The 17731-nt window shown below is 41.9% G+C and carries 14 protein-coding genes; 10 read left to right on the top strand and 4 right to left on the bottom strand.

What is annotated here, in order from left to right:
* Nucleotides 1-511: 511 nt before the first annotated feature.
* The 6 genes from FSB73_RS08055 (at nucleotide 512) to FSB73_RS27520 (ending at nucleotide 6808) form a co-directional block, all read left to right on the top strand.
* The gene (locus tag FSB73_RS08055) at nucleotides 512-1627 is read left to right on the top strand and encodes an alpha/beta hydrolase (RefSeq protein ID WP_146781002.1); all 1116 of its coding nucleotides are present in this window, start codon (nucleotides 512-514) and stop codon (nucleotides 1625-1627) included.
* Between the two features lie 105 nt (nucleotides 1628-1732).
* Nucleotides 1733-2695, top strand: a complete 963-nt coding sequence (locus FSB73_RS08050; RefSeq protein WP_225974614.1) for a glycoside hydrolase family 43 protein — start codon at nucleotides 1733-1735, stop codon at nucleotides 2693-2695.
* Nucleotides 2696-2815: 120 nt separating this feature from the next.
* Nucleotides 2816-4831, top strand: a complete 2016-nt coding sequence (locus FSB73_RS08045; protein WP_225974613.1) for an NPCBM/NEW2 domain-containing protein — start codon at nucleotides 2816-2818, stop codon at nucleotides 4829-4831.
* Between the two features lie 83 nt (nucleotides 4832-4914).
* Nucleotides 4915-5046, top strand: a complete 132-nt coding sequence (locus FSB73_RS26505) for a hypothetical protein (protein ID WP_262712546.1) — start codon at nucleotides 4915-4917, stop codon at nucleotides 5044-5046.
* Between the two features lie 425 nt (nucleotides 5047-5471).
* Nucleotides 5472-6671, top strand: a complete 1200-nt coding sequence (locus FSB73_RS08035; protein WP_262712545.1) for a glycoside hydrolase family 43 protein — start codon at nucleotides 5472-5474, stop codon at nucleotides 6669-6671.
* Nucleotides 6653-6808, top strand: coding sequence for a carbohydrate-binding protein (locus FSB73_RS27520; protein WP_394344827.1), 156 nt, complete (start codon nucleotides 6653-6655; stop codon nucleotides 6806-6808). Before FSB73_RS08035 ends, FSB73_RS27520 begins: the two co-directional genes overlap by 19 nt.
* 301 nt (nucleotides 6809-7109) lie before the next feature.
* Here FSB73_RS27520 and FSB73_RS24520 read toward each other — a convergent pair whose 3' ends face one another.
* From FSB73_RS24520 to FSB73_RS08025, 3 genes are all read right to left on the bottom strand, one after another.
* Nucleotides 7110-7643: a DUF4982 domain-containing protein gene (locus FSB73_RS24520; RefSeq protein WP_225974799.1), complete on the bottom strand. Its 534-nt coding sequence runs from the start codon at nucleotides 7641-7643 to the stop codon at nucleotides 7110-7112.
* A gap of 104 nt (nucleotides 7644-7747) precedes the next feature.
* Nucleotides 7748-9562: a sugar-binding domain-containing protein gene (locus tag FSB73_RS08030; protein ID WP_225974612.1), complete on the bottom strand. Its 1815-nt coding sequence runs from the start codon at nucleotides 9560-9562 to the stop codon at nucleotides 7748-7750.
* A gap of 133 nt (nucleotides 9563-9695) precedes the next feature.
* Entirely contained in the window at nucleotides 9696-9968 is a 273-nt protein-coding gene (locus FSB73_RS08025; RefSeq protein WP_146781000.1) for a hypothetical protein, read from the bottom strand.
* 321 nt (nucleotides 9969-10289) lie between these two features.
* Between FSB73_RS08025 and FSB73_RS08020 the strand changes: the two genes are divergently transcribed.
* Nucleotides 10290-12659 (top strand): ABC transporter permease, encoded by a 2370-nt coding sequence (locus FSB73_RS08020; RefSeq protein WP_146780999.1) that lies wholly within the window; start codon nucleotides 10290-10292, stop codon nucleotides 12657-12659.
* A gap of 46 nt (nucleotides 12660-12705) precedes the next feature.
* Here the strand turns inward: FSB73_RS08020 and FSB73_RS08015 are convergent, their stop codons facing one another.
* Nucleotides 12706-13209, bottom strand: coding sequence for a GNAT family N-acetyltransferase (locus tag FSB73_RS08015; protein WP_146780998.1), 504 nt, complete (start codon nucleotides 13207-13209; stop codon nucleotides 12706-12708).
* A gap of 359 nt (nucleotides 13210-13568) precedes the next feature.
* Between FSB73_RS08015 and FSB73_RS08010 the strand changes: the two genes are divergently transcribed.
* From FSB73_RS08010 to FSB73_RS08000, 3 genes are all read left to right on the top strand, one after another.
* Nucleotides 13569-14786, top strand: a complete 1218-nt coding sequence (locus tag FSB73_RS08010) for an alanine dehydrogenase (RefSeq protein ID WP_146780997.1) — start codon at nucleotides 13569-13571, stop codon at nucleotides 14784-14786.
* A 253-nt stretch (nucleotides 14787-15039) separates the two neighbouring features.
* On the top strand, nucleotides 15040-16305 hold the full coding sequence (locus tag FSB73_RS08005) for a hypothetical protein (RefSeq protein WP_146780996.1): 1266 nt from the start codon (nucleotides 15040-15042) through the stop codon (nucleotides 16303-16305).
* Between the two features lie 198 nt (nucleotides 16306-16503).
* Nucleotides 16504-17529 carry a rod shape-determining protein gene (locus FSB73_RS08000; protein WP_091395449.1) on the top strand — a complete coding sequence of 342 codons (1026 nt, stop codon included), beginning with the start codon at nucleotides 16504-16506 and terminating at the stop codon, nucleotides 17527-17529.
* The last annotated feature ends 202 nt before the right edge of the window (nucleotides 17530-17731 follow it).

The following is a 17731-nucleotide window of genomic DNA, read 5'->3' as shown; positions in this document are numbered from 1 at the left end:
AGTGGTCAGTATCAACTAATACAACCCGCAATAAATAATCTTGAATAAAGGCTAGCGTGTAATATTGATATTGTTTTAAATCGCTTATTTTTATTACGACGTAATTATTGTAGGTGTCGTTGTAACAATATAATTTTGCAGATCTAAAATTAATTAAATAATTTTATTGCTGCATCCTTAACTATATAAATAACAATAATAATAGCGAGACCAGGTGGGATAACAAAGATAATTTATTTTGGATTTTGGTTTTGCAATCGATTGTAAATGTATTTTTTGGTGATTATCGTGAAGAAAAGATGTTTGTGTCAAGAGATAAGTGAATTTAAATAAATGGAATTGCCTTATCCGAAAACGAAAATTATTTTGTCGCGGGTTTCTCACCAATTCATGTTAAAAAAAATTGTTGTAGTGATGCTTTTATAAATAATAGCCTCTAGCGGCCGGCTTATTTCAAAATACAATTGGCTGCATTGTTTTCAATAATATTGGTAAGTAAAAATTCGTAATCATGAAATTAAAAAAGATTTTTTTCTTTGCTTTAGCCATGATGGCAGGGCAAATCGCCTGGGGTCAAAATACGATAGTGGAGGACTTCCAATCATCTACGTTGAATCAGCCGGGCCAGCAGTATCCTCAGGTAAATTCGCAGGGATATGCCAGGTTTAAAATTAAAGCGCCTAAAGCCAGTAGCGTTCGGGTGAGTCTAGGTTTGGGTGGTAGTGGTGGGACGCTGCTTACAAAAGGTGCGGACGGATTTTTTATAGGCACAACGGCGGGCCCAATGGATGAGGGTTTTCATTATTACCATTTATCTATAGACGGAGGTATTTTTAATGATCCGGGCGCTTTAAATTTCTATGGATCAACGCGTTGGGAAAGTGGCATCGAGATACCTGCGCATGATAGGGATTTTTATGCACTCAAAAATGTTCCACATGGTAACGTACAGCAGATTCTTTTCCCCTCTAAAAGCACCAATAGTCAACGCCGTGCTTTTGTTTATACGCCGCCTGGATATGAGAAAAACACAGCTAAAAAATATCCCGTATTATACCTGCAACATGGTTGGGGGGAAGATGAAACCGCCTGGAGTAACCAGGGACATGCCAATCTAATCATGGATAACCTGATTGCCGAAGGTAATACGATACCATTCCTGATTGTAATGACCTATGGTATGACCAATGAGCTTAAATGGGGTCATATGAAGGACTTTAAAATTGACGGATTTCAGAAAGTACTTGTTGATGAGCTGATCCCTTATATAGATGCTCATTTTCGTACTGTTGCAGATAGGGGGCACCGCGCGATGGCAGGGCTTTCGATGGGCGGCATGGAAACACATGCAATCACTTTGAATAATCCTGATGTATTCTCTTATTATGCTCTACTTAGTGGCGGTGTATATACGCCGGAGGAACTCAAAGGCAAAACAAAACCGGCACTCATCTTTATTAGCTGTGGTAGTCGGGAAAAGCCTGATGGCGTCAAAGGTGCGGTTGCCCAGTTAAAGAAAGCGGGGTATAATGCAGTTTCCTATATTTCTCAGAACACCGCCCATGAATTTTTGACATGGCGCCGCAGTCTCCACGAACTTGCGCCGATGCTGTTTCAAAATAACTAGTTCACCCTTTTCTTATACATTAATGGGAGATATGTAAAAATTCAGTAGCCTGGCAGGACAGATTACAAGATTTGAATTTATAAATTTAAAAGAAAAATATATATTGTGCAGCGTAAAAAAAGCCTTCTTATTGCATTTGGTCTGATGATAATGGCTGTTAATCTCGAGGCCCAAAATCCAATTATCAGGAATCTGTTCACTGCGGATCCGGCTCCTATCGTATATCATGATACTGTTTTTTTATATACGGGTCATGACACTGCCTCCTTAACAGCAACAAATTATAAAATGCCCGATTGGCATGTGTTTTCTTCTACGAATATGGTTGACTGGAAGGATTATGGCCCGGTATTATCCCCACATACTTTTTCTTGGGGGACAGGCGATGCCTATGCCGCCCAATGTATTGAAAGAAATGGTAAATTCTTTTGGTATGTGGCAACATTTCATAAAAAAGACAGCAACAGTAATGGTGGTGCTGCGATTGGTGTAGCTGTCTCTGACCGTCCTTCCGGACCTTTTAAGGATGCCATAGGCAAGGCACTGATCGTAAATGAGATGACCACGGATATGAAATACGGCTGGGATGATATTGATCCTACCGTGTTTATTGACGATGACGGGCAGGCCTATCTTTTCTGGGGCAATGGTAGCTGTAAGTGGATTAAATTAAAAGACAATATGATCCAGGCAGATAGTCCGATCAATACTTTCAAGCCGAAGAACTATATTGAAGGACCTTGGGTTTACAAAAGAAATGGCCTTTATTATCTATTGTATGCAGGCGCAGGTACCAAACCGGAAATGATTGAATATTGTACGGCTCCGACTATTAAAGGTCCATGGACATATCGTGGCATCATAGAGGGGAATGTCACCAACAGTTTTACTACACATCCTGGTGTAATTGACTATAAAGGCAAATCTTATTTTTTTTATCATAATGGCAGTTTGCCAACAGGTGGTAGTTACAGGAGGTCAATTTGTATTGATTACATGCATTATAATCCAGATGGGACTATACAAAAAGTTATACAGACAAAAGAAGGGGTGGCGCCTGTTAAGTAATATGTTGACTATACTTAACAACTTTAGCAATATAGAATCATGAATTAGGCTTTCATTTCCGGTAATATGGCAATTTGTTTTAAATGGAATAATACTTTTATAATGAAAAGATTTAATGAGTTGACGTGGATATTCTGTTTTGTTTCAATCTTGTTGAGTTGTGCTGTATCGGCTCAAACAGTATGGCTGGATCAATTGGATCTTAGTGCTGCTACGCAGGGATATGGAACCCCTGGTAAAAACAAAACCGTTGATGGTGGGAAATTTATGATCGCTGGAAAGACCTACGAGCGTGGGTTTGGCTCCCACGCTGTTAGTTCCTTAGAGATACTATTGGACAAAAAAGTAAAATCGTTTTCAGCCTTGGTTGGTATTGATGATGAAGTGAAAGGACATGAGTCGGCTGCTGAATTTCAAATAATTATAGATGGTAAACGAGCATGGTCAAGTGGTATTATGCACTTGGGGGAGCCTGCGAAACTTTGTAATGTCGTTCTTGTTGGTGCAAAGAAGTTAAGGTTGGTCGTAACTGACGGAGGCAATGGAAATTTTTATGATCATGTTGATTGGGTCGATGCGAAATTTGAAACAGAAGGAGTAACGACATTGCAAACCTTTAATCCAATTTCGGATGTCTCGTATATTCTTACGCCGAAGCCTCCGGCTACACCCAGAATCACAGGAGCTAAAGTCTTTGGAGTGCGCCCAAGGTCTCCATTTCAATTTCTTGTAACGGCGACGGGCTTAAGACCGATGAAGTTTTCAGTTGAAGGCCTTCCCAATGGATTAAAAATTGATCAGAATTCAGGTTTGATCACTGGAGTGCTTTCTTCGCCCGGTACATATACCGTTAAATTGAAAGCGATGAATGGGAAAGGGGAAGCAGGAAGGACCCTCCGAATTGTTTGCGGTGATCGTATTGCACTAACTCCCCCAATGGGTTGGAATAGTTGGAACTGTTTTGCGAATGAAGTTTCGGCAAATAAGGTAAAGCGTGCCGCTGATGCCATGGTAAAGACAGGACTGATCAATCACGGTTGGACATACATTAATATTGATGATTTTTGGCAAAATCACCGTGACGCTGAGGACACCACCTTGCGAGGCATATTCAGGGATGAACATGGCTACATTATTCCAAACAGCCGTTTTGATAATATGAAAGGTCTGGCTGATTACGTACATTCTTTAGGATTGAAGATCGGTCTGTATTCAAGTCCAGGTCCCTGGACCTGCGGAGGCTGCGCAGGTAGTTTTGGATACGAGAGGCAGGATGCTGAGAGTTATGCCAGATGGGGTATCGACTATTTGAAGTATGATTGGTGTAGTTATGGGAATGTAATTGATGGATTGCCTGAGAATGACCCTTATACAGTTTCATCATTATCATATAAGGGGGGAGATAAATTAAGTACAGCAATAAGGCCTTATAAGATCATGGGTGATTATCTTCGTCAACAACCGCGTGATATCGTATATAGTCTATGCCAATATGGTATGTCAGATGTTTGGAAGTGGGGAGATTCGGTGAATGGGAATTGCTGGCGCACCACAAATGATATAACTGATACCTGGGCTAGCGTTAGTCAAATAGCACTTAGTCAGGATCAGGCTGCAGCATACGCAAAGCCAGGTAACTGGAATGATCCTGATATGTTGGTAATCGGTACTGTGGGTTGGGGACATCCTCATAAGAGTAAGCTTCGTCCTGATGAGCAATATTTACATTTTAGCCTCTGGTGTCTCTTTTCTGCACCATTGCTTATCGGTTGCAACCTGGAACAACTGGATGCATTTACCTATAATCTGCTTACTAATGATGAGGTGATTGACGTCGATCAGGATCCTCTTGGCAAACAAGCAATTTGTGTGCAAACAATTGGAGATTTACATATATTTGAAAAGGAACTTGAAGACGGGAGCTCTGCTGTTGGGTTTTGTAATTTTGGATTAGACTCGGTTGATATTAATTATCGTGATTTTAATAAGTTAGGAGTAGCCGGCGTTCAAATGGTTAGAGATCTTTGGAGGCAAAAAAATATAGCTACGATTTCTACAGCTAAAGAGGCCCTTTCTCTGAAAATTCCTGCTCACGGCGTTCTCCTTTATAAGTTTTCCAGAGTACGGAAAAATTGAGTGGCGAATAAAATGACTTACCTTTTTAGGCCTATCTTTTCTGGGGCAATGGCAGCTGTAAGTGGATTAAATTAAAAAGCAATATGACCCAGTCAGATAGTCCGATCAATACTTTCAAGCCGAAGAACTATATAGAAGGATCTTGGGTTTACAAAAGAAATGGCCTTTATTATCTATTGTATGCAGGTGCAGGAGCCAAAACCGGAAATGATTGAATATTGTACGGCTTCGGCTATTACAGGTCCATGTACTTATCGTGGCATCATAGAGGGGAATGTATGTTATCAACAGTTTTACTACACATCCTGACGTAATTTACGATAAAGGCATATCTTATTTTTTTATCATAATGGCAGTTAGCCAACCGGTGGTGGTTACTGGAGGTCAATTTGTATTGATTACATGCATTAAAATCCAGATAGGACTATACAAAAAGTAATACAGACAAAAAAAGGGGTAGCGCCTGTTAAGTAATTTGTTGACTATACTTCTAACTGGATAACTTTAGCAATATAGAATCGGGAATTAGGCTTTTATTACCGGTAAAATGGCAAATTGTTTTAAATTTAATAATACTTTTATAATGAAAAGATTTAATGAGTTAACGAGGATATTCTGTTTTGTTTCAATCTTTACAATCATGACCGTTAACAGCCATGCGCAAAACCCAATAATTCAGACCAAATATACAGCTGATCCGGCTCCACTTGTTTATCATGATACTGTATTTCTATATACTAGTCACGATGAAGATGATGCTTTTGGGTTTAAAATGCATGACTGGTTGCTTTATACATCGACAGACATGGTTAACTGGACGGATCATGGCGTGGTGGCCTCACTCAAAGATTTCAAATGGGTGCCTTATGATAATGGCGCATGGGCGCCGCAATGTGTACAACGAGACGGGAAATTTTATATGTATTGCCCTATGCCGGGTGGTGTAGGTATCGGAGTCCTGGTTGCCGATAGTCCTTACGGACCGTTCAAGGATCCGCTTGGGAAAGCACTTATTAAGCATGGGGCTGAAGACATAGACCCGACTGTATTAATTGACAACGACGGGCAGGCTTATCTCTATTGGGGGAATCCCAATCTTTATTATGTTAAACTTAATAAAGACATGATTTCTTATTCAGGATCTATCATCAAGGACAGTTCAATCGCGAAAATAAAAGGACAGGCTGATCCGTTTCACTATCAGGAAGGACCATGGGCATATAAACGTGGCGGCCATTATTATATGGCGTATGCGTCTACATGTTGTCCTGAAGGCATTGGTTATGCTATGAGTAATAGCCCTGTTGGACCATGGAAATATAAAGGGATGATTATGGATGGGACCAGCAGATCTAATGGCAATCATCCGGGCATTATTGACTATAAAGGGAACTGTTACGTTTTTGGTTTTAGTTATAATTTGATGAAGCAAAGGATGTCAAAGCACTATGAGCGGAGATCTGTATCTGTCCAGAAAATAACTTATAATGAGGACGGTACAATCCAAAAGCTACCTTTTTGGACAGAAAAGGGCGTAACTCAAATCGGCACTTTAAATCCTTATAATAGGGTAGAAGCTGAAACCATAGCCTTTAGCAAAGGACTTAAAACTGAGAAAGCTTCGGAGTGGGAAAGGAACATTTCATGGGATAAAGGGAAATTGATCGCAGACCGGTTATTTGTAACCTCTATTAATAACGGAGACTATATCAAAGTGCAAGGCGTTGATTTTTCAAAGGGAGCATCCTCAATTGACATGAATATTGCATCCTTAAATGGTGGAAAGATTGAAATTCGTGCTGACGGCATTGGGGGCGGCTATTGGGTATTGTTGTCATAAATTTTTCTGCGCAGGGTGATGTCTGGAAAACCTTAACGACACCAATTGAAAATATAAGGGGAGTTCACGATTTATTTTTTGTGTTTAAGGGCAATAACGATCTTTTTAATTTTGACTGGTGGAAGGTTAATAAGTAACCTGAGTTTCGCGCCTAGTACTAACTTATATAAAATATTATAAAATATATGGTGACAGCGGCGATTATGGCCCTAATGGTGTCTATACAATCAAATTGGTTTCGGCTCCTGACTTTACTCAAAATAAAATAAATAGAACAATTCCCAGAAAGGTATCACTTACTTGTAAGAGAAAGGCGCTATAAATCATTAGCGCCTTTTCTTATAAATAATGTTTCGTAAATACCGATAGTTTTTTAAAAATCCACTTGGGTTCTTGGCCATTTATTGAAGTTAGCCGCTTTTCTCCCATTTTGTATGATTACTCACTCTTGATAGCCAAACTTGCATCAGCCAATCCTTTTGCATGTACTGTTAAATGGATATCGCCCTTTGCTCCCCGCTCACTTTTAATCACCACCAAGGCCTTACCTTTCCAAGCTTTGCGTGAAGTGGCATTATAGGGAACTGGATCTTGCAGATTGGCATTATCTACTCCTATAATGGATCCTGGCCCTTTAATATCAAAAGAAAGCAAATCCTCGGCACTTGGTTGGATAATCCCATTCTTATCTACAAGTTCCACTTTCACATAGGACAAATCCTGCCCATCCGCTGCAATATGATCCCGATCCGCCTTTAAAATTATCTTGGCTACCTTATCTGCCGTTCTGAGTATCTTCGCGTCCACTTCTTTCCCATTTTCAATGCCAACCGCTTTTAACACGCCTGCCTGATAAGGCACGGTAAATAAGGCCTTAAAAGCAGAGGATTCGTTGGTCGATTTTTCCCCGATTAATTGGTCATTTAGAAATAGTCTTACTTTTGGATATCTGGAATAGACTTCTACCTCGATGTTCTTACCTTCAAATCCAGGCCAGGTCCAGCTCTCCCAAGTCGGCCAAACCGCCCACTGTGTTAATTTAATCTCGCCATTTTTGGGATTAGGCTCCCTGACAGCTAAGTAAAGCTGCTGTTTATCACTATATAGTAAACTTCTGTAATAGGAGATCGGTTTTCTATCCCCATCATATCAATGTCTCCGCAGTAGGACCCATGCCAGGGAAAAAGATTACGTTCCCAAGGTTCTCCAGTCGGTTCACCAGGATAATAATACCGTCCAATACCGGATTCTCCCAGATAATCCAAAGAAGTCCAAACAAAATCACCAATAATATAGGGATGGGATTCTACCAGCTTCCAATTGGCATATGCATCTCTCGGGTAAGACTCCGTCTGCACGATAATCCGGGAAGGAACTCTGGCATGATCTGCCTCTGCCCGATGCAATTGATAATTATAACCAGCCACATCATGCACTGCCATCAATGGATCAAAGATTTCCCAGTCTTTATCCCAGGTCGTCATGGCAGAAGTGACAGGTCTTGTATTATCCATTCGTTTTATTTCATCAGATAGCATTTTGGCAGTTTTAACCGCTTGAGGTTCTTTGCGTTCAATAATCTCATTGCCAATGCTCCACATGATAACACTCGGATGGCTCCTATCGCGAAGAACCATAGCATCCAGGTCTTTTTTCCACCACTTATCAAAATACAGGGCGTAATCATATTTGTTTTTACCGGTTCGCCATCCATCAAAGGCTTCATCAATCACCAAAAGCCCTAATCTGTCACATGCATTTAGAAAAGCTGTTGAAGGTGGATTATGGGCAGTACGCACTGCGTTAAAGCCAGCTTTTTTCAATAACTCAACCTTTCTTTCCTCGGCCCTGTCATAAGCCGCTGCACCAAGGCAGCCGTTATCATGGTGTACACAACCCCCATTTAGTTTTACCGCCTGTCCATTAAGTTCAAATCCTTTGCTGGGTGTAAATTGAATGGAACGGATGCCAAAGGATTTTTCTATCTGCTGCAAACTAGGTTTTCGATTCCCCTCCAATGTTGTAAGTTCAATCCTCGCAGTATAAAGGTTCGGGGATTGCAGCCCCCAAAGTCTGGGGCGTTGTACTTCTATTGTTTGTATAATTGCCGTATCTGTTCCGGGGGCTATTTTGATCGTCATCGGTTTATTAGTTGCTGCATGTCTGCCACGGGTATCCACAATGGTCGTTCCTACAATCACTGTGTGGACTTGCTTATCTGTATTGCCTACCGATGTTTCAATTTGAACTGTAGCTATCTCAGCTGAGACCTTAGGAGTGGTGATATACACGCCCCAATGTTTAACATGAACTGGATTTTTCAAGTCCAGCCAAACATGACGATAAATGCCCGATCCTGTATACCACCGGCAATTTACCTGGCTGGAGTTATCCACTCTAACCGCAATTAGGTTGTCGCCGCCAAATTTAAGATAGGGCGTCAAATCATAATCAAACCCAGTAAACCCATAAGGATGTATGCCTAAAGAGTGCCCATTAATAAAGACCTCGCTGTTCATATAGACACCCTCAAAATAAATGGACAATTGTTTCCCTTTCCAATCCTCGGGAACTTTGAATGTTTTACGATACCAGCCAATACCAGTTGGAAAAAACCCTCCGGCACTTCCAGAAGGATTATTTTTATCTATTTTGCCTTCTATACTCCAGTCATGTGGTAAATCCAATATCCGCCAACTACGGTCATTAAAACCAGGATTGTTTGCATCCGAATAATCGCCTAATGCAAAATGCCAAGCATTATCAAACAACTCATGCCCGAATCCTTGTTGCAGGTTTTGCGCATTTACCTGGGAAACCAAGCCCCAGCATAACAACAATGCAAAGAAATAATGGCGCCAATTGCTCGATAGCTTATTACTGCTTAACATAAAACGATTTTAATTAGTTATTAATCAGAAAATAATTTTAAAAATACTATGTATAATTACGGTCTCACTCTAAGCATATTCAAACACTTAAACAAATATATGTAATTTAGACAATAATTATTCTTTTAAAGAATCAATTAATACTTCGGCCTAATGAGACGGATATTTGCCTAAAGATATCCGCGAACGTAGTCCAAACATTGAGCAATGTCTGATCTATGTGCAATTGCTCCTTATCAATAAAGGATTTAGCGTTGCAGTTTACGGATGTTTGCGTTAATGCAAACAGATTGGTTTTCAGATAAAATCCCGACAACATTAACCGGATATCCAGATGTGTATATATCCGAATATTATGCCCTTCTGGATTAGTCACATTTTGGCCTTTCTCATTAATGTCTGGCACAGGCAAGATTTTATGCTTACAAGATGCTGGGTCTGCCTTCCAACTTGATTTCAAGGCAATGATAATAAATGAGGCACAAGCTGAAACAAACTTGTGATCACCCACCCAATCATTGTCACCAGGATCCTCCCACGTAGGCAATTACTTTCGTCATATGAGAAGCCTTACTCGTCTGTACAATTGGGTAATTTGACCCAAAACCGTACAGTAGGTGTTCGGATTTGAGACACTATGGTGAAATAACTAATTTATAATTCTCGGATTTTAAACGGATACTGTAATGGCACTTTATTAGATGCCTCTGAATCTAAATAATTTCATATGCTGACGGGATACAATATCAAAGTTGCCTGGCGTAGCTTAAAGAGGCACAGGTTTTATAATTTTCTAAATATTCTGGGACTGACACTTGGCATGGCCACCAGTATATTGGTATTGATATGGGTACATTTTCAGTATAGTTTTGACCGCTTTCACCAGCAAGCGGATCAGATTTACCGGTTAAATACCACGCTTACCTCTGAAGATGGCCCAATGACTTGGGGGAAGGCGCCCAGTGGCCTGCCTGTATTAACCAAAGGCATATCAGGCATTCAGGATTACGTACGGATGCGATCCTGGGATGACCAGCTGGTCTCAACGGTAGATAAAACGAACATCACAGATGGCAATCATGTTGCCTATACGGATCCAACATTTTTATCGGTGTTTGACTTTCCATTACTTTATGGCAATAAGCAGGGCTGTCTAAATGATATTAATTCCGCGGTAATTACCCATCAACTGGCCCTGCAATTATTCGGGCAAGACCAGGTTGTCGGCCGTCAGATCAAATATTTTGGGGATATCTATAAGATTACGGCTGTATTGAAAGACTTCCCGAAGAATTCAACTTTGCAGTATCAGGCGTTTTTCCCCATGAGCGCCTTTGCCAGGCGTATATTGGCAGAAGGCTCGGTAAAGGATCCAAATTTTGTGGAAAGTAACGTGGACAGGATTGCTTTTGATGATTATTTGGTATTAACACCGACTGCACATCCCGCTCACGTAGCTGCCGCCATTTCTCAAAATTATGCCCGGCAAAAGGATAATTCAATGACTTTTTCGCTGCAGGCGTTAAGGGATTTGCATTTAGTCGGAGCTGATGGGAACCCTTCCGATTTAAGGATGGTTCAAATGCTGCTGCTGGTGGTGATCCTCGTGCTTATCGTTGCCTGTATCAATTATATGAATCTGAAAACGGCCAGATCTTTAACCCGGCTGAAAGAGGTTTCTGTCCGTAGGATAAATGGTGCTACAAAAGCGAGCCTTTTTAAATTGTTTATGACAGAAGCCATCCTACTCTTTTTATTGTCTGCAGTATTTGCGCTTATTTTGGTGTACGTATTATTGCCCTTTGTAAGCCAATTTACCGGTGCTGCTTTAAACGTGGTCAGCACAGATGTGACAACCCTTGGGATTATGGCGGCAGTATTAACGGGCACTTTCGCCGTTGCGACGGTTTTCCCAGCTTATCTATTATCAGCTTTGCAGGCAGTTACAGGGCTTAAAACAGGGGCAAAAGAAGGCCGGTTTGGCAACATCAGAAAGGGCCTGGTTACCCTGCAGTTTTGTGCTGCCTTTATATTGCTGATGGGGGCCATTGTGATCCACCGGCAAATGCATTTTATCGCTTCAAAGGATATTGGCTATGATAGAAGTTATGTGTTTGTTGCACCAATGACAAGTAATATGGTAGATAAAGAAACAGCCATGGAAGCAGAACTATTAAAGTCCACCGCTGTTCAGGCAGTAGGCGTATCCGATGCATACGATTTGTCCAATGTTCAAAATGTCACCAGTAATGTTAAGTGGCCCGGAAAATCTGAAAAAGATAATACCCTGTTTTCCGGCATCTCCGGGGATCAGGCTTTTATTGCGGCCATGAAATTCCATTTTGTTGCTGGCGGGAATTTTACCGGCCAACCTTCCGACAGCAATAAAATAATGTTGAACGAAGTGGCTGCCCGGCGCATGGGGCTGCAGCCGCCCTATGTGGGACAAATACTGCGCTATAACAATAAAAAGGCGGCAGTCGTTGGAGTCGTTAAGAATTTCAATTATGCCCCATTGACTAAATCCATCGGACCTTTAATAATAGAAAGTGGCGGGTTTAAAAACATATTATATGTAAGAACAAGTGCGGCGCATGCTTCGCAGGCGCTCAAAGAAACCGAAAGGCTTTATAAGCTTTATTCCGGCGGTGCTCCCTTTAGTTATAATTTTTTGGATAATAATTTTGCGGATAAATATATGTCGGAGAACAAGGCCAGCGGTTTGTTAAAAGGGTTTTCAATGGTCGCGCTGGCTATTTCCTGCTTGGGCTTATTTGGGTTGGCTACTTATATGGCTGAAGTAAAGAAAAAAGAGATCGGCATCCGAAAAGTTTTGGGTGCAAGTGTAGGACAACTCACCGGCTTGATAACCAGCCAGTTTTTACGGCTGGTGCTTTTAGCTGTAGTTATAGGAGCACCCATTGCCTTTTATATTACCGCCCGCTGGCAAAGTCATTTTGCTTATAAGGTGCCCGTTGGTCTTTTAACTTTTATCATTGGTGCCATTATCATTATTGCGATAACTGTAATAACCACCCTGTTCATCGCACTAAAATCAGCTCGTACAAGCCCGGTCAGCAGCCTCAAGGCGGAATAACACCTTGCTACATAGCTGATAAAATTATAACTGAGTAATAGAATATCTACAATGCAAGGATCATGTCATGCCAGGTTACGCCACCATGGTTGGAACCGCTAATGCCCGCATCTTTAAAGGCAAAGCGCTGGTAAAATGCCACCAAGTCGTTTTTGCAGGTTAGCGTAATGCCGGCAGCGCCCACTGCTTTTGTTTGTTGAATGGTTTCGCTGAGAAGCCTACTGGCATACCCTTTTTGCCGATAAACGGGTGCAACGGCCAGCCCCAGCACGGCTAACCATTTGCCGTTTGGGTCATGAAGCGCAGCATTATTAAACATTTCGTCCAAAATCTTAGGGTGATTGGTGCGCATGCCTCCAATAAAACCCAGGATCACTTTGTTGTTAGGCTTCATACTGTCTGTTGTCTCCAGCACCCAATACTGATCCGGGTGTACCTGCAGCCGTCGCGAAAGTGATGGATAGGTCGCCGCTTCCTTTTGCGGAAAACTGGCACATTCTATAGCGTAAATTCTATCTAAATCCGTGTATGTTGCTGTTCTGATTTCCATTTTTATTGATTCGTGATGACAAAAAAGCTGGGCACAACAGTTCATATTTGCCATTACGGCGTTAGTGCCGCTTCGAACAAAAATAAGGAAGTTTCCCCGACTGATTGATGGTGGGGCTAGGTTCCACGCTAAGGGCCGCAAATAAGGGCTTGCCCGTTATCCATGGGAACAGGGTTGCGGTGCCCGAGTCTTCTGGCGGCCGGTTAACCCAACCAGATAGTACATGGCTTTAATTTTATATAAAAAATAGTATATATGACTAAAACTGGTGCAATGAGACCTGTAAATAAAGACTTAGGTAAATTATTTTTACAGCAATCGCCTCAAAATCGTTAAATTTACCGACTGAAAAGTCGAAAATGGCAACATCCAAACCGATTATAACAACAGCTTTTAGCTATGAAACGCTCGAAGAAACACTGGATATTAAAAGAAAAAGTGCCCGGTTAGCCATTGGAATTCCCAAAGAAGTGGCCTTCCAGGAAGATCGCATTGCCCTGATTCCGGAGGCAGTCAGTGTACTTGTGGGCAATGGCCATCAAGTGATTATTCAGTCAAAGGCGGGTGAAGGCAGTAAATTCAGTGATAAGGATTATAGTGAGGCAGGCGCTAGAATTACACACGATCCAGATGAAGTTTTTAAACAGCCAATGCTGATCAAGAGCGCACCTATTACTTTATCCGATCTGCCAAAACTTCAAAAAGGGCAGATTATCATGAGCCCTATCAATCATTCCTTGATTCAACGAGAGATTTTAGAGGAACTCTCCAAAAAGAAAATCACCACCCTTGGCTTTGAGATGCTGAAAGACGACAGTGGCACTTTTCCAATTGTCCGGTCTATGAGTGAGATTGCAGGCAGTGCAGCCATGCTCTTGGCTGGCCAGTTTTTGGCCTGTTCCAATAATGGCAAAGGCGTACTGCTGGGAGGCATCAGTGGAATACCACCGACTAAAGTCATTATCATCGGCGCAGGTGTTGTTGGAGAATTTGCGACCAGGACGGCACTTGCGCTGGGCGCCTCTGTCAAAGTCTTTGATAATAATGTGTACCGGCTCAAGCGGTTGCAAAATAATCTGGGTTTCCGGGTCTGGACAAGTGTCATTGAACCTAAGATTCTGGCAAAGCAGTTGAAAACCTGTGAAGTGGCTGTAGGGGCACTTTCCAGTGAAAAAGGCCGTGTGCCTATTGTCGTATCAGAGAATATGGTCGCCAAAATGCGCCCGGGGAGTGTGATCCTGGATGTCTGCATTGACCGGGGTGGCTGTTTTGAGACCAGTGAACTGACCTCCCATGAGGAGCCTATTTTCAGAAAACACGATGTGATCCATTACTGTGTGCCCAATATAGCCAGTGGGTTTGCCCGCACGGCCAGCCATGCTATATCCAATGTATTAATGCCTATGCTGCTGAAAATAGCAGATGAAGGTGGACTGGATTCTATTCTCTGGCACAATTTTAACCTAAGAAACGGTATTTATATGTTTAAGGGTCAGGTGACCAATTTTTACCTAAGTGAAAGGTTTAACCTAAAGTATACGGATCTAAACCTGCTGCTGGCTACCAGCAGGCGGTAGCCCCCTATCCTTTCTTTTTGCTCACCGTATTGTGTATTCAAAGGAAAAGAATCAATAATTTCTCCCCTATATTTTAAACAAAATGCTAAAGCCAAGGTCAAAGGCCTTAGTTCTAAAAGCTTCCTTTGGAATCTGTGGCGAAAATAAAGGGCTTTTAGAATTATTCGCTATTTTGTGGCCGCAACTCCGACCAGCAATCTCACTAAAAGGGGTTCAACTGAGAATTATGATGAGAAAATGGTGTTTTTTGGTAATGTGCCTCCCTCTGTGCCTGGTTTCCAGTGCACAAGGGGATGCTGCTGCCTGGAACACAGCTTTTCAAAAGGCCAAAAATGAACTCAAAGGCCTGGCCGGAAAACCGGCCGAGGCATATGTAGCCACTGGCCGCTCCCTGGAAGAACTGGCCGTACAAAATCCCGGTAATCCGGAAGTCTGGTATTTTTTAGGTAATGCCATTGATAAGTTCAATACTTCCAGTTTAGAGAATCTGCATGCCTCAAAACTTGCCCTGGCCAGAAGGGCATCTGATTGTTTTGTCAACAGCATTGATTTATCCGATAGTAATACATATACAGGGGATAAGATACTATTTGATCCTCACACTAAAATCTTGTCTGTCTGGGGAGCCCAGGCAGAGAGATATCTGAGTGCCGGCGATAAGGATTCTGCTATCTGGTGCCTGCAACAGGCAGAGGCCTATGGCGGTGTGAATGCCAGTGTGAGTGCTTATTTTAAGCAGGTCCTGGATGAATGCACTGACAGTGCTTATTTATTTACCAATGGAGATGTGTATTTTTACTATATTTCTTATTTGCAGCTGGTAGAAAATTATAAACCGCATGTACATTGTATCAGCCTGAACTTCTTGAATACCCAGTGGTATCCAGAGTATCTACGCAAAAAAGGATCCCTGCATTTTGCTTTCGGGAAGGAGGAATTGGCTAAAATTCGTTCCAAAAAATGGAAACAGGAATCATTTACCGTGCAAAACAAAGCAGGAATAGGGGGCGATACGGCTATCGTTTGGAAAGCGACCCCCAAAGACGATAGTTATATGCTGCGCAGCGATATAATTTTGAAAGATTTTCTACAGGAAAATGGGTTTAAAAGCGATGTATATTTTGCAGCTGATGTGCCGGAAAATATGCGACTCTATTTGGGTGTAGACAACTATGCAGCACTCCAGGGACTGACCTTGAAAATCGTTCCCAACTGGAGAGCCACCTCTTTGAACTATCTGGAAAACCGCCTGGCGATGCTCAATGAACTTTCTCCTGAAGATGACGGCGACTTCACTTTTAATAAAGATAATATACAGGTCTTAAACAATTACCGCTTTGCCTATACTGCAGCGGCAGATTTGGCCATGAGCCAAAATCAACTCAAAGCTGCTGAAAACATACTTTTATTTGAGGAGAAAAAATATCCTGAGACGCTATTACCTTTCTATGCCGATGCGACCCGTAAATGGTTTGACGGGTTTAAAGAGAAGATTTTAACGGCCGCCGCCGACCATTAAAAAATTAAAATTTCCGCATCAAAAATAATCTGCTATTTTCGCTGCACAATCTATGATAACAGGTGTCAAATGCGCACGTGGTGTTAAAATAACGCAAACATTTATAATGTGTAAATAATTATAAAAAACTGTTTTGTTATTTCACTATATTTAGCGTCACTTTGCATCTTCAACACAATAAACGCAGCAAAAAAAAGAATGGGACTTTTTAATTTTTTTACACAGGAAATAGCGATGGATTTAGGCACCGCTAATACCTTAATTATTCATAATGAAGAAATTGTGGTAAACGAGCCCTCCATTGTGGCCCTGAACCGCAATAACCCTAAAGAAGTACTGGCTGTTGGTAAGCGTGCCTTACTGATGCACGAAAAGACCCATGAAAGTATTAGAACCGTGCGTCCACTCAAAGATGGTGTCATTGCCGATTTCAACGCCGCTGAGTTGATGATACGGGAAATGATCAAAATGATCCATCCAAAAAAGCCTTTATTCCCACCCAGCTGGAGAATGATGATCTGTATTCCTTCCAGTATTACGGAAGTAGAGAAAAGAGCTGTAAGAGACAGTGCGGAACAGGCAGGTGCAAAAGAAGTTTATTTGTTACATGAACCCATGGCAGCCGCAATCGGTATTGGTATCGATGTGGAAGAGCCGGTGGGCAATATGATTATTGATATTGGCGGTGGTACCACAGGAATTACGGTGATTGCACTGGCAGGGATTGTCTGTGATCAGAGTATCCGTATTGCCGGAGATGAATTTACAGCAGATATCATGGAAGCGCTCAGGCGCTATCACAGTCTGCTGATTGGTGAGAGAACAGCTGAACAGATCAAAATCCAGTTAGGCGCTGCCATGAAAGACCTGGACAACCCGCCCGATGACCTCCCGGTCAATGGTCGTGACCTGGTCACAGGTATCCCTAAGCAGATTATGGTCAGCTACCAGGAAATTGCAGAAGCACTCGATAAAAGTATCTTTAAAATAGAGGAAGCCATATTAAAAGCCTTGGAAACGACCCCGCCGGAACTGGCAGCAGACATCTATCGCCGCGGTCTTTACCTGACAGGTGGCGGTGCTTTACTGCGTGGCCTGGACAAAAGGCTGGGACAGAAAATCAAATTACCCGTCCATATTGCTGACGATCCACTGAAAAGTGTGGTGCGTGGCACGGGTATTGCCCTGAAGCATTATCAGCGTTTTCCCTTTATTATGCGCTAATCCGGCTGCCGAAGGTAGCTATGGGATTAAAGCCATCCAGAAATTAATTTACCCAACAGGCAGGTTAAAAACCTGCCTGTTGGGTAACGGATAGCGGCTAATAATAGGCGCCATTAATTTTTAGGGCGGCCCTGCAATTAGAACATAACTTAAGGTTATTCAGATGACTGTATAAGTTTTGATGAAGCAGTTAAGGTGGAAA

The organism is Arachidicoccus ginsenosidivorans, assembly GCF_007971385.1.
In the GTDB taxonomy this organism is placed as follows: domain Bacteria; phylum Bacteroidota; class Bacteroidia; order Chitinophagales; family Chitinophagaceae; genus Arachidicoccus; species Arachidicoccus ginsenosidivorans.
The sequence above is the reverse complement of the archived record's forward strand: the minus strand, read 5'-3'. Positions and strand labels throughout refer to the sequence as shown.

Coding starts and splice junctions, on each gene's coding strand:
- FSB73_RS08055 (WP_146781002.1), top strand. CDS start 512: ATGAAATTAAAAAAGATTTTTTTCTTTGCTTTAGCCATGATGGCAGGG.
- FSB73_RS26505 (WP_262712546.1), top strand. CDS start 4,915: ATGACCCAGTCAGATAGTCCGATCAATACTTTCAAGCCGAAGAACTAT.
- FSB73_RS08035 (WP_262712545.1), top strand. CDS start 5,472: ATGACCGTTAACAGCCATGCGCAAAACCCAATAATTCAGACCAAATAT.
- FSB73_RS08030 (WP_225974612.1), bottom strand. CDS start 9,562: ATGTTAAGCAGTAATAAGCTATCGAGCAATTGGCGCCATTATTTCTTT.
- FSB73_RS08020 (WP_146780999.1), top strand. CDS start 10,290: ATGCTGACGGGATACAATATCAAAGTTGCCTGGCGTAGCTTAAAGAGG.
- FSB73_RS08015 (WP_146780998.1), bottom strand. CDS start 13,209: ATGGAAATCAGAACAGCAACATACACGGATTTAGATAGAATTTACGCT.
- FSB73_RS08010 (WP_146780997.1), top strand. CDS start 13,569: ATGGCAACATCCAAACCGATTATAACAACAGCTTTTAGCTATGAAACG.
- FSB73_RS08005 (WP_146780996.1), top strand. CDS start 15,040: ATGTGCCTCCCTCTGTGCCTGGTTTCCAGTGCACAAGGGGATGCTGCT.
- FSB73_RS08000 (WP_091395449.1), top strand. CDS start 16,504: ATGGGACTTTTTAATTTTTTTACACAGGAAATAGCGATGGATTTAGGC.